Source organism: Neisseria sp. HMSC31F04, assembly GCF_001807735.1.
Lineage (GTDB): Bacteria > Pseudomonadota > Gammaproteobacteria > Burkholderiales > Neisseriaceae > Neisseria > Neisseria elongata.
The window spans coordinates 79463-92741 of sequence record NZ_KV790793.1 but is presented as its reverse complement, the minus strand read 5'-3'; the positions used below and the strand labels follow the sequence as shown (position 1 = coordinate 92741).

General features: G+C 58.1%; 9 protein-coding genes and 1 pseudogene. 5 read left to right on the top strand and 5 right to left on the bottom strand.

Annotation, left to right across the window (positions count from 1 at the left end):
* Positions 1 to 60: 60 nt before the first annotated feature.
* The 3 genes from HMPREF3107_RS04820 to HMPREF3107_RS12080 are packed head-to-tail and all read left to right on the top strand — an operon-like array spanning position 61 to position 6040.
* The gene (locus HMPREF3107_RS04820) at positions 61 to 1914 is read left to right on the top strand and encodes an autotransporter assembly complex protein TamA (RefSeq protein WP_070454033.1); all 1854 of its coding nucleotides are present in this window, start codon (positions 61 to 63) and stop codon (positions 1912 to 1914) included.
* The gene (locus HMPREF3107_RS04815) at positions 1915 to 5808 is read left to right on the top strand and encodes a translocation/assembly module TamB domain-containing protein (protein WP_070454031.1); all 3894 of its coding nucleotides are present in this window, start codon (positions 1915 to 1917) and stop codon (positions 5806 to 5808) included.
* A 58-nt stretch (positions 5809 to 5866) separates the two neighbouring features.
* Positions 5867 to 6040 (top strand): hypothetical protein, encoded by a 174-nt coding sequence (locus HMPREF3107_RS12080; protein ID WP_168160516.1) that lies wholly within the window; start codon positions 5867 to 5869, stop codon positions 6038 to 6040.
* Here the strand turns inward: HMPREF3107_RS12080 and HMPREF3107_RS04810 are convergent.
* From HMPREF3107_RS04810 to HMPREF3107_RS04790, 5 genes and pseudogenes are all read right to left on the bottom strand, one after another.
* Positions 6037 to 7077: pseudogene (locus tag HMPREF3107_RS04810) on the bottom strand (zinc-dependent alcohol dehydrogenase family protein). The gene HMPREF3107_RS12080 and the pseudogene HMPREF3107_RS04810 overlap by 4 nt on opposite strands.
* Positions 7078 to 7282: 205 nt before the next feature.
* Positions 7283 to 8233 carry a 4-hydroxy-3-methylbut-2-enyl diphosphate reductase gene (gene ispH / locus HMPREF3107_RS04805; protein WP_070454029.1) on the bottom strand — a complete coding sequence of 317 codons (951 nt, stop codon included), beginning with the start codon at positions 8231 to 8233 and terminating at the stop codon, positions 7283 to 7285.
* The gene (lspA, locus tag HMPREF3107_RS04800; protein WP_070454027.1) at positions 8230 to 8745 is read right to left on the bottom strand and encodes a signal peptidase II; all 516 of its coding nucleotides are present in this window, start codon (positions 8743 to 8745) and stop codon (positions 8230 to 8232) included. The genes ispH and lspA overlap by 4 nt, the downstream gene beginning before the upstream one ends.
* Before the next feature lie 211 nt (positions 8746 to 8956).
* A complete protein-coding gene (gene mnmC, locus HMPREF3107_RS04795; RefSeq protein WP_070454025.1) occupies positions 8957 to 10528 on the bottom strand; it encodes an FAD-dependent 5-carboxymethylaminomethyl-2-thiouridine(34) oxidoreductase MnmC1 in 1572 nt (523 codons plus the stop codon).
* A gap of 101 nt (positions 10529 to 10629) precedes the next feature.
* Entirely contained in the window at positions 10630 to 11589 is a 960-nt protein-coding gene (locus HMPREF3107_RS04790) for an acetyl-CoA carboxylase carboxyltransferase subunit alpha (RefSeq protein WP_049253668.1), read from the bottom strand.
* A gap of 195 nt (positions 11590 to 11784) precedes the next feature.
* On the opposite strand from HMPREF3107_RS04790, the gene HMPREF3107_RS04785 reads away from it, so the two are divergent.
* Both HMPREF3107_RS04785 and HMPREF3107_RS04780 read left to right on the top strand, forming a co-directional pair.
* Entirely contained in the window at positions 11785 to 12177 is a 393-nt protein-coding gene (locus HMPREF3107_RS04785) for an RNA-binding S4 domain-containing protein (RefSeq protein ID WP_003772972.1), read from the top strand.
* 197 nt (positions 12178 to 12374) lie between these two features.
* Positions 12375 to 13211: a KPN_02809 family neutral zinc metallopeptidase gene (locus tag HMPREF3107_RS04780; RefSeq protein WP_070454023.1), complete on the top strand. Its 837-nt coding sequence runs from the start codon at positions 12375 to 12377 to the stop codon at positions 13209 to 13211.
* The last annotated feature ends 68 nt before the right edge of the window (positions 13212 to 13279 follow it).

Below are 13279 nucleotides of genomic sequence, written 5' to 3'. Positions count from 1 at the left end.
CATCAAACAGTGCTACAATCCGTCCCTTTACTCCGCAATCCGACCGCCCGACCAACCGCCATGAAACGACCTGCCGCCCTAATGTTGTTGCTTGCCCTCAGCCTGCCCGCCACCGCTGCCGATACGCCGAATAGCGATTCAGACGGCCAAAACGAAGCGGACAAGCCAACACTTATCGAACGGGTAAAGTCGAAATTAAGTCCAAAAAGCGACGAAGCCGCGGCCGTTCTCAAACTGAAATATCCGGTGCGCATCGAGGCGCAGCCGGCCGACGTGAAAGAAATGCTGCAGGAGCACCTGCCGCTGATTACGCAGCAATTGGAAGAAGAGCTGGATGCCGAACAGATGGAATTTCTGGCGGAAGAAGCCCCCGAACAAGTGCTGACCATGCTGAAAACCAAAGGCTACTTCAACGGCAAAGTAACCGTCAGCCGCAAAGGCATAGGCTATCTGGTGAGCGTAGACAGCGGGCCGCAAACCAAAATCGACAACGTCAGCGTCGCCATTTTGGGCGATGTGCTGCAAGACGAAAATTTGGGCGCGTATTACCGTTCGGCGATGGAAAACTGGAGCCTGCCGGTGGGCGCGACATTCAGCCAAGAAGAATGGAGCGGCAGCAAAAGTTCGGTTTTGTCGGCAGTACGGCGGAAAAAATACCCGCTGGCCGAGTTTTCCTCCACCCAAGCCACGGTAGACCCGACCAAACATCAGGCCGACTTGTCGGTATCGGTGGACAGCGGGCGGCCAATTTACTTCGGCGAATTTGAAATCAGCGGCAACAAACGCTATCCCGTCAGCGTCGTGCGCGGACTGGCGCAGTTCGACACAGGCTCGCCCTACGATTTGGACAAGCTGCTCGACTACCAACAGGCTTTGGAGCAGGACAGCCACTATTCCGGCGCGTCCGTGCAGGCCGATTTCGACCGTCTGGAAGGCGACCGCGTGCCGGTAAAAGTAACCGTGTCGGAAATGAAAAAGCACAAGCTCGAACTCGGCCTCAGCTACGATTCCGAATACGGTTTGGGCGGCAAGTTCGGTTACGACTACTACAACCTGTTCAATAAAGGCTACACCGGCTCCTTCGTCGCCTCCGGCGACAAATACGAACAAACCGTGGCGCTGGGCGTCAGCCAGCCGCGCCAAAACAACGGCCATTACTGGACAAGCTCGCTCGCCTACAACCGCAAAACCACGCAAAAGCTGGAAACCGAAACCTGGTCGGCGGGCATGTGGTATGTGCGCGACCGCAACAACATCGAATCGCGCCTCGGCATCGAATACGTCGGCGACCAGGCCCGCATTCCCGATGCGCATGTGGACTTGGGACACTCCTACGCCACCATGCTGACGGCCTCGTGGAAAAAACAGAGCATCGAAACCCAAATGCGGCCGGAAAACGGCTACTACCTCGATGTCAAAGGTGGCACCACACTGGGCAAACTGCTGTCTTCATCCTCCATGCAGCGCGTACTCGGCAGCGCGGGCTATTACTTCACGCCGGAAAACAAAAAAATCGGCACCTTCGTCGCGCGCGGGCAAATCGGCTTCGTCAATGCGGGCGAAAGTAACGACGTGCCCTCCGCCCTGCGTTTCCGCACCGGCGGCGCAACCTCCGTGCGCGGCTACGAACTCGACAGCATCGGTATCAAAGGCCCGTCCGGCGCGGTGCTGCCCGACCGCGCCCTCGCCGTGGCCAGCGTGGAATACCAATATCCGATCAACAGAAGTTTTTCCGCCGCCATTTTCCACGACATGGGCGATGCGGCGCACAGTTTCAAAAACATGACACTCAAACACGGCACGGGCATCGGCGTCCGCTGGTTCAGCCCCGTCGCGCCGTTTTCATTCGACATCGCCTACGGACATCAGGACAAACGCATCCGTTGGCACATCAGCTTAGGGACACGTTTCTAAATGACCGCACAGGAAGATATGCAGAGGCCGTCTGAAAACGGCGCGCCCGACAATAAAAGGCCGTCTGAAAAAACACGCACGGGCAAATCCCCGGCCCGCCGGCTGTTGAAAACCGTTCTGTGGTCGTCCGTCCTGCTGTCGGCTTCGTCGGCCGGCTTTTTATATTGGCTCGCGGCCACCGAATCCGGCCTGCGCTTCGGCCTGTACACACTGCCCGAACTGGGCGGCGTGAAAATCAGCAGCAAAACCCTCAAAGGCACACTGTGGCACGGCTTCAGCGGCGAAGACTGGCGCATCGAAACCCCTTCCGCGGATTTGACCGTTTCCGGCCTCGGCCTGCAATGGCAGCCGCAGGAACTCTTTTCAGACGGCCTCCTCCACATCCGGCACCTATCCGTCGGCGACCTCCACATCACCGCCAAACCGACCCCGCCCAAAGAAGAACGCCCGGCCAAACTGCCCGAAAGCATCAGCCTGCCGCTGGCTGTGAAACTGGACAAACTAAGCGTCGGCAAAATCAGCAGCGGCAAAGCGGGCAACACCTTCCTGCTCCGTGCGGAAGCCGCCTACGACTACGACCACAAACGGCACAAACTGACTCTGACCAGCCTGCAAACCCCATGGAGCAGCACGGGTGGCGAACTGGAAATTCAGACGGCCTCACCCTTTGCCCTGCAAGGCAGCATACGCGGCGGTGCGGAACTCGAAGGCATCGCGGGCGGCGGAGAAATCCTCTTATCGGGCGACTTGCGCCGAACCGCCTTCAAAGCCGATTTGGCCGGCGGCAAAGTCAGTCTCAAAGCCGAAGGCCTGGTCGGCCCGTTTGAAAACAGCCTCGACGAACAAATCGACCATATCCTGATTAAAGGCCACGCGCTGAACCTGGCTGAGTTCGTCCCCTCCGCCCCGCAGACCGACCTCGACTTCGACGCCACCATCGTCCCCTCGCCGCAAAAAGGGCTGGCACTGGAAGGCTCCATCGACCTGACCAACAGCCTGGCCGCACCTGCCGACCAAAATGGCATCCCCGTCCGCAGCATACTGGGCGAGTTCACCGTCGGCGACAGCGGGATACTCAAAGTACACGACGTAACCGCCACCCTACTGGAAGAAGGCGCGCTGATACTCGGCGGCGAAACCGATACCGACAAAAAAACCTTTGCACTTGAAGCGGTTCTGAAAAACGCATCCTTCTCTGATTTCGTCGGCATAAAATACGACGACGTATTCGAAGGCAGCCTGCTCCTGAACGGCACCTACCGCGAACCGCAGGCCAAATGGGATATCCGCGGCAACCGTGCCAGCTCCACCGGCGAACTGGCGATTGCCAACGACACGGCCAACGGCCAACGCAGCCTCAACATCATCAAAGCCTCCCTGCTGCCTAAAGACGGCGGCGGATTAGACATCAAAGGCAAACTCGAATTCTTCAACGACCGCCTGCTCGAAGCGGAGGCGACCAGCAAAAACTTCAATCCCGGCAAACTACACCCGGACTTTCCCGTCGGCAGCATCAACGGCGACATCAAACTGAACGGCGTGCTGGCCGAAGAAAAATTCAGCGGCAAAATGCAGTTCGGCAACAGCGTGCTGTCCGGCGCAATATTGAGCGGCAATGCCGACGTGCTTTATGAAAAACAACATCTTGCACGCGCGGCAGCCGACATCCGCCTGGGCAGGAACCGCGTCAAAACCGACGGCAGCTTCGGCAAGGCGGGAGACCGCCTCAACCTCGACATCAACGCACCCGAATTGGATAAATTCGGCTTCGGACTCGGCGGCGCGCTGACAGCGAAAGGCTTCCTCGCGGGCGAACCGAAAAGCATCTCCGCCGACCTTTCCGGCAGCGTGCGCAACCTGCGCGTCAAACAGGCGGTCAACATCCGCGAACTCGACTTCAAAGCCACCGCCTCACCCGACTACAGCCGTCCGCTCAACCTGCAAATCAACGGCCGCGAACTGGTCATCCCGGGTAGCTCGGGCGAATCCACGCGCATCGACACCGTCAACGCCGCTGTGTCGGGCACCGGCATGCGCCACAGCATCCGCAGCAGCGGCAGCATGGCAATGGGCGGCAAAAACTACAAACTCGATTTGGAAGCCGACGGCGGGCTGGACAAAGAAAACCGCTGGAAGGGCACAGTCGGCAGGCTGGACTTGAGCGGCGGCTTCAACCTGAAACTGCAAAACCGCATGAGCTTGGAAGCAGGTGCGGAACGCGTGGCCTTGGGCGCGGCGCAGTGGTCGGCGATGGGCGGCCGTCTGAATCTGAACAGCTTCGTGTGGGACAAGAAAAACGGCCTGACCAGCAAAGGGACGGCGGCCAATCTGAACGTGGCCGAACTGGAGAGCTTCTTCAAAATGCCCGTAGAACACAATCTGGTGCTGTCCGCCGACTGGGATTTGGCGTACAGCCAAAACGCACGCGGCTTCCTCAACGTTCGCCAACACAGCGGCGACATCGTCTTGCCCTACCGCAAACAAGCCTTGGGACTGAACGGCCTGACCCTGCAAACCCGCTTCCAAAACGGCCGCATCGACAACCAAATCAACGGCAAAACACGCTACGGCAACATCGTAGGCAACGTCGGCATCAGCCAGCAGTTCGGCAATTCCATCATGCAGGCACCAATCAGCGGCAACCTGAAAATCGACATTCCCGACTTGGCCGCGCTGAAAAACCTGATGCCGGTCGGCCAAAGCATCACCGGCACACTGAATGCCGACACGATTATCAGCGGGCGGGTGGGCGAACCGCAACTCCGCGGCAACCTCAACGGCGACAACCTGTATTACGTCAACCGCGACCTTGGCGTGATTCTGGACAACGGCAGCCTGCGTTCCCGCCTCAACGGCCAGCAATGGCAGATACAGTCACTGCTCTTCAAGCGCGGCAACGGTAACATCAACCTGTCGGGCACCGTCGGCTGGGGCGGCGGCGTGCCGGCAGTGGACGTGGATGCCGTTCTCGACAAATACGGCATCCTCGACAAACCCCGCCGCCGCCTGACCGCCAGCGGTAACACCCATTTTCGTTATAGCTATAAAAACGGCATCATCCTCGGCGGCAGCCTGAAAGTGGACGAAGGCAATTTCGGTTTCCAAAAATCCGGCATGCCCGAATTGGACGACGACGTTGTGGTGTTGGGCGAGCCGAAAAAAGAAACCCGCGATTCCGTTCCGTTCAGCATGGACATCGACCTGGATTTGAACGACAAAGTCTTCTTCCGCGGCGAAGGCGTGGACGTTACCCTCGGAGGCCGTCTGAAACTGACCGCCCAACCCAAACAAGACATTCAGGCCGTCGGCACGGTTGCCGTCGTGAAAGGCAAATACAAAGCCTACGGTCAGGATTTGAACATCACCAAAGGCACCGTGTCCTTCGTCGGCCCGCTGTCGCGGCCGAACCTCAACATCCGCGCCGTACGCAACCTGTCGCCCGTGGGCGCGGGGGTGGAAGTGTTGGGCAACTTGGAAAACCCGCGCGTTACCCTCGTTGCCAACGAACCGATGAGCGAAAAAGACAAACTCTCCTGGCTGATTCTGAACCGCGCCAGCAGCGGCAGCGACGGCGACGAAGCCGCCTTGACCGCCGCCGCCAGCGCCTTCCTGGCTGGAAAAATCAATGACCGCATCGGCTTGGTGGACGATTTCGGCCTCACCAGCAAGCGCAGCCGCAACGCGCAAACGGGCGAACTCAACCCGGCCGAGCAGGTTTTGACCGTCGGCAAACAGCTTTCAAGCGAGCTTTATCTCGGCTACGAATTCGGTCTGACCAGTGCCAGCCAGACCGTGAAGCTGGTGTACCAACTGACCCGGACCATCCAGGCCATCGTCCGTGTCGGTTCGCAATCTTCGGGCGGCGAAATCAAATACGTCATCCGTTTCGATTAAAGGCCGTTGGGCATAGAGGCCGTATGAAAACTTTTCAGACGGCCTCCCAACATATCCGTTGCCGCTACCCATTCAAACCGAACCCAAACAAAGCGGCGGCATAGGAAATCATGCCGCCATATCATGCAATACGCAAATAGGCCGTCTGAAAAACCAGCATCCGGTTTTTCAGATGGCCTATTTCATGACTGATGCGGCAGGGCGGGAAATCCGCCCCGCCCTATGCCGTTAATCCGCTTCTAAAACCACTTTCATGGCTTGGTTTTCGGCGGCATGTTTGAACACGTCGTAGGCTTTTTCCAATTCGCTGAATTTGAAGCGGTGGGTCAGCATTTTGGTGTAATCGACGGAGCTGCTGGAAATTGCCTTCATCAGCATTTCGGTGGTATTGGCGTTTACCAAACCGGTTGTGATGGCAAGGTTTTTAATCCACAGTTTTTCCAGTTTGAAATCAACGGATTGACCATGCACGCCGACGACGGCGATATGGCCGCCCGGTTTGACGATGTCTTGACACATATTCCATGTAGCGGGAATGCCGACGGCTTCGATGGCGCAGTCCACGCCGTCTTCGCCGACGATGGCGAAAACTTGTTTGGAGACGTCGCCGGAAGCGGGGCTGATGGTATGGGTCGCGCCCAACTCTTTCGCCAGTTTCAAACGGTTTTCGTCCATATCACACACGATAATGGCGGCGGGGCTGTACAGTTGGGCGGTCAGCAAGGCGGACATGCCGACAGGGCCTGCACCTGCGATGAATACGGTGTCGCCGGGTTTGACATCGCCGTATTGCACGCCGATTTCGTGGGCGGTCGGCAAGGCGTCGCTCAACAGCAGGGCGACTTCTTCGTTGACGTTGTCGGGCAGCGGAACAAGGCTGTTGTCGGCATAAGGCGTACGGACGTATTCGGCTTGCGTGCCGTCGATCATGTAGCCCAAAATCCAGCCGCCGTTGCGGCAGTGTGAATAGAGTTGGATTTTACAGTTGTCGCAAGTGCAGCATTTGCTGACGCATGAAATAATGACTTTATCACCGACTTTGATGTTTTTTACAGCCTCGCCGACTTCTTCTACAATACCGATGCCTTAATGGCCGAGAATACGACCGTCGGCGACTTCGGGGTTTTTGCCTTTCCAAATACCCAAGTCGGTACCGCAAATCGTGGTTTTGACGATTTTCACCACCGCGTCGGTCGGATCGATAATCTGCGGACGGGGTTTTTCTTCAAAACGGATGTCGTTTGCGCCGTGATAACCCATTGCTTTCATGATGTTTCCTTTCACAAAAAGAGAGGGGGAAATACTGATTGCCACTCTTCCCTATATATTATTCTTAACAACCTTTGTAAAATTATTTAAGTTTTTCAAAATGTTATATTGTATTAGCTTGAACAGATGTAAAAAGGCCGTCTGAAAACCCGATGCCGTTCCGTAGGAACCCAAGTTTTCAGACGGCCTTTTTATTCTGCTTATTTCACGCTTTATTTTTTCCGCCGCGCAATTCTTTCGGCAGCACGAAGACGATGCTTTCTTCCGCGCCCTCGCCTTCGCGCAAAATATCGTGCCCCCAGTCTGTCAGCACGGCAATCACTTCCTGCACCAGCACTTCGGGAGCGGATGCGCCGGCGGTGATGCCGACCTGTTTTTTGCCCTCAAACCATTCCGGCCGCAGATAAGAGGCGTTGTCCACCATATAAGCCTCCACGCCGCGCTGCGCCGCCACTTCGCGCAGGCGGTTGCTGTTGGACGAATTGGGCGAGCCGACCACAATCACGATGTCGCATTCCTCCGCCAAATCCTTCACTGCCTTTTGACGGTTGGTGGTGGCATAGCAGATGTCTTCCTTATGCGGATTTTTGATGTTGGGGAAACGCGCGTTCAATACGGCGATGATGTCTTTGGTTTCATCCACCGACAGCGTGGTTTGGCTGACGTAGGCGAGGCGGTCGGGATGGTCGGGCATTACCTGTTCGGCATCTTCCACGGTTTCCACCAGCAGCATCCGCCCTTCGGGAAGCTGCCCCATCGTGCCTTCCACTTCCACATGGCCTTTGTGGCCTATCATGATGATTTGGTAGTTTTGCGCATCAAGCCGCGCCACTTCTTTGTGCACTTTGGTTACCAGCGGGCAGGTGGCGTCGAATACGCGGAAACCGCGCGCGGCAGCCTCTTCCTGTACGGCCTTCGATACGCCGTGGGCGGAATAAATCAGCGTCGCGCCGGGCGGAACGTCGGCCAAATCCTCGATAAAAACCGCACCTTTTTCGCGCAGGTTGTCTACCACGAATTTGTTGTGCACTACTTCGTGCCGCACATAAATCGGTGCGCCGAATTCTTCCAACGCGCGCTCGACGATGCTGATGGCGCGGTCCACGCCCGCACAGAAGCCGCGCGGATTGGCCAGCATGATGGTTTTGCCGCTCATTGTTCCCGCCCTTCCACCGTTTCTTTTTCAGACGGCCTTTTGTTGATGAACCCGTCGATAACCAGCAATACCGCGCCGACGCAGATAAAACTGTCGGCCACGTTGAAGGCGGGATAGGCCCAGCCTTCGCCATAGAACAGCAGGAAATCCACCACTTTGCCGTGGATGAAGCGGTCGATGACGTTGCCAACCGCCCCGCCGATTACCATCGCCGCGCCCCACGAACCCCAAGTGCCGAATTCGTTTTTCCGCACGGCGTTGACCAGCCAGAGGCACACGATTGCCGCCAGCACGATGAAGAAATATTTCTGCCAGCCGCCGGCGGTGGCGAGAAAGCTGAAGGCCGCCCCGGTGTTGTAAACCAAGGTCAAATCGAAAAAGCCGGGGATGATGCCCAGACGCTCGTAATCTTCGAATTTTGCCAAAACGGCGGATTTGGTGATTTGGTCGAGAATGACCGCGCCGACGGCCAGCAGCCAGTAGCGCAATTTGGAAGGATTTGTAGAGGACATATTACGGTTTGCCGCCGAAAGGTTTTCAGACGGCCTTTCAATCAAAGTTGCAAAAGTCGGGCATTTTAACCGATATTGGGCGTCAAGCCGTCTGAAAAAACGGTTTCTGCCGGCAGAAAGGTATTCCGGCGTGTCCGAAACGGTTTTTCAGACGGCCTTTCATGCGTTTTTCAGCAATATTGCCGCGCCGCCAAACGGCCGCGGTTTACCGTCAGCCTTCATGCTGCCGCACCAGGGCGCGGACGATGTGGCGGTTGGGATGCAGTGCCTCGCGCAGGCGGCGGGAGAGCGGGTCGGGCAGGCCGAGGATGCGGGCGGCAATGCTTTCGGCGCACCACGGCGCGGTAGCCAGCCCGCGGCTGCCGTGCGCGCTGTTTACCCACACATTCGGCAGGTAGGGACAGGAATCGGACAGTGGGTAGTTTTTATCGTGCGCCAGCTTGGCATACACCTCGCGCATGGCGGCATAATCGGCCACCGGCCCGACGGTCGGCAGATGGTCGGGGCTGTCGCAACGCACGGCGGCGTGTCCGCTTACCGTCGGCGCGGCGGTCAGTTCGGCCGCCAGTTGCGGGTGCAGCCTGGCGAGCTCCTGCCGGTTGTGTTCCGCCTCGCTGTCGCGCCAGTCGCCGCAGGCATCATGCGGCACGAAACTCGCGCCGTAGCAGTGCCGCCCTTCCCATGCGGGGCTGATGTAGCTGGCGGCCGACAGGGCGGTTTTCAGACGGCCTGTGTAGGCGGTGGCGGCGGCAAGGTTGGTTTGGCCGCGTATCAGCTGCCACGGCAGGGCGGCAAGCGGCGGCTGTTGCGGCGAGGCTGCGCCGGCGCAGTACACGATGTGATCGGCAGACAGGGTGTGCTGCGGCGTATCCAGCCGCCAATGCGGGGCACAGTATTGTGCCGACAGCAACGGTTGCCCTTCATACAGGCGGATATTCGGGTGGGCGAGTAAGGCACGGACGAGTGCGGGCGGATGCAGCCACGCGCCCTGCGGCCAGTAGAGGCCATCTGAAGACAGGTCGATGCCCGCCAGTTCGGACGCTTCGGCCGCACTGACGCCGCGATAAAGGTGGGCGTGCCAATCTTGGGCGGCGAGGCGGCGGTTGCGTTTTTCTTCGGCGGGGCTGTGGTTGAGGTGGAGTACGCCGCAGGGCTGCCAGCCGCCGTCGGGCAGCAGGCGGTCGAGCAGGCGGCGGCTGTGGCCGTAGCCGCCGAGCAGCAGTTCGGTCTGTTCGGTATCGTGGGCGGAAATTTTGGCATACAGCAGGCCTTGACGGTTGCCGCTGGCGGCATGGGCGGCGGTGCGTGCTTCCAATACGCTGACCCGCACGCCGCGTTCCGCCAATGCGCGGGCGGTAGCCGCCCCGGCAATGCCGGCACCGATGACGGCGACGTGTTCGGGCGGTGCGCCGTTTCGGTTTTCAGACGGCCTGAACCAAGGTTTTTGTGCGGCGGCAGGGCTTTGCGGGCGGGCTTCCGTCTGCCATTCGAGGCCGTCTGAAAAATAGTCGGACAAGCAGTCGGCAGCGGCGGGCGGCATCAGCCAGAGTTCCGCACCTTGCGGCAGTAAGCCGTGCAGGATGTTGGCGGCGGCAAATTGCAGGCAGGCGGATTGTTGCGACCAGTGTTGCAGGAAACGGCATTCCGCCTCGTCGGGTTGTTCGGACGGTTCGAAGCGGGGGATGCGTTTTTCGGGCAGGCAGACGGCAAGGCGGCGGTTGCGCGCGGCAGCGGCAAGCAGTTCGCACAAGGGCGGGATGTCGTTCCAAACGGCGGTTTGCATGGCGGGACTCGGTTGGGAAAGGGGGAAAGCAAAAAGGCCGTCTGAAAAGGGGAGCGTGTTCGAACCCTGTTTTCAGACGGCCTTCCTATTGCGGCAATGCGTTATTTTTCGACAAATTGGCCGTAGGCCATGATGCGGTCGAAACGGCGGTCGAGCAGGTCGGACAACGGCATGTCTTGGGCGGTGCGGAGCTGTTCGGCCAGCACTTCGCGCAAACGCTGCATCAGTTCGCCGTGATTGCGGTGTGCGCCGCCCAGCGGTTCTTCGATGACTTTGTCCACCAGATTCAATTTTTGCAGGCGGTCGGCGGTAATGCCCAAGGCGGCGGCGGCATCTGCGGCCTTTTCCGCCGTTTTCCACAAAATCGAGGCGCAGCCTTCGGGCGAAATCACGGAATAAGTGGAATATTGCAGCATATTGACAAAGTCGCCCACGGCAATCGCCAGCGCGCCGCCGGAACCGCCTTCGCCGATGATGGTGCAGATGACCGGCACTTTCAGCTTGGTCAGTTCGTACAGGTTTTTGCCGATGGCTTCGGATTGGTTGCGCTCTTCCGCACCGATGCCGGGATAGGCTCCGGGCGTATCGACGAAGGTCAGTACGGGCAGGCGGAATTTTTCCGCCAGATGCATCAGGCGCAGGGCTTTGCGGTAGCCTTCTGGGCGCGGCATGCCGAAGTTGCGGCGGATTTTTTCTTTGGTGTCGCGGCCTTTCTGGTGGCCGATGACGACGACGCTTTGGCCGTTAAACCGCGCCAAACCGCCGACGATGGCGTAATCGTCGGCATAGTGGCGGTCGCCGTGCAATTCTTGGAAATCGGTGCAGAGCGCGGAGATGTAGTCCAAAGTATAGGGACGCTGCGGATGGCGGGAAACTTGGGAAACTTGTGCAGGCGTGAGCTTGGCGTAGATGGATTTGGTCAGCTCGTTGCTTTTTTTCTGCAGGCGTTCGATTTCATCGCTGATGTCCACGGCGGATTCGCCTTGGACGAAACGCAGTTCTTCGATTTTGTTGGTCAATTCGGCAATCGGCTGCTCGAAATCAAGAAAGACGGGTTTCATGCTGAACGTTCTCGCTGAAGAATAAATATTTGTGCGGAATGATACGCTAATCCGCGCCGCTTGGCGAAAAAACGCGAAATTTACGCGATAAACGGTAGGCAGGCAAGCAGAATATCGTGCCGTGCGGCAGCAACCCGACATCCGGACGCACCGTCCGTGTTACACTCGCACTTCTATAATGACAAAGGGTAAATCATGGAAGACGGACAAACAATGCGGCTCGACAAATGGCTGTGGGCCGCCCGTTTTTTCAAAACCCGCGCCTTGGCGCAGAAACACATCGAACTCGGCCGCGTGCTGGTCAATGGCGCGAAAGTGAAAAACAGTAAAAATATCGCGGCGGGCGATGTGCTGCACCTCACGCTCAATTCGCTGCCATACGAAATCACCGTACAGGCGTTGAACCACCAACGCCGCCCCGCTCCCGAAGCGAGGCTGCTGTACCGTGAAAACGAAGAAGTGGCCGCAAAGCGCGAACAGCAGAAGCTGCTCGATCAGGCATCCCGCATCAGTGCGGCCTACCCCGAAGGCCGTCCGACCAAGCGCGACCGCCGTCAAATCGAGAAGCTGAAACGGGGCGAATGGTAAAGGCCGTCTGAAAAATACGTTTCGGATTGTTTTCGGAGTCCATATTTATAGGCGGCACAGATAAGCACGGCTCGGTGCACCCAAATGGGACATAAAAAACATTGCGAGGATTGCGGTGGCGGTTTTTCAGACGGCCTCACACATCTCCGCACACCAAACATCAATCAATCAATAAACTATCGAAAAGGAACAAATTTATGCGTTGGCAGGGACGTGAACAAAGCTCTAACATTGAAGACCGCCGAGGAAGCGGCGGTGGTGGAGGCGGCGGCGGGATGGGCATCATCGGCATCATCGTCGTGCTGGTAGGTGCGTACTACGGCGTCGATTTGTCCGGCCTGGTGGGCGGAGCGCAGCAGCTGAGCGGCGGAGCACAGCAAACCGTCGTGGAAAGCAAGCAGGAGGCACAACTGAGAGAATTGGCGGGCGTGGTGTTGGCCGATACGGAAAAAACCTGGGCCGATTACTTTGCCAAACGCAATGCCCGCTATACGCCCACCACTCTGGTACTGTATACCGGCGGCACACGCACCGCCTGCGGTATGGGTCAGGCGGCGATGGGGCCGTTTTACTGCCCGGCTGATAAAAAGGTTTACCTCGATTTGTCGTTCTACGAAGAGATGCGCACCAAACTCGGTGCGGCAGGCGATACGGCCTTCGGCTACGTCATCGCGCATGAAGTCGGCCACCATGTGCAAAACCTGCTGGGCATCCTGCCGCAAGTGCATCAGATGCAGCAACAGGCGGGCAAAACCGAAGCCAACAAATTATCGGTAAAACTCGAACTGCAGGCCGACTGCTTCGCCGGGATTTGGGCGAAAGACGCGCAGCGGCAGGACTTGCTGGAAGAAGGCGACATAGAGGAAGCAATCAATGCGGCCGAAGCCGTGGGCGACGACACCCTGCAAAAACGCAGTCAGGGTTATGCCGTACCCGACAGCTTTACCCACGGCAGCTCGGCGCAGCGCATGTATTGGTTTAAACGCGGCTTTGAAAGCGGCGACATCAACCGCTGCAACACTTTTGACAATTAAACAGCTACCATTCTAAATGGAAGGCCGTCTGGAAAACGATTTTCAGACGGCCTTCCATAAAATAAAGA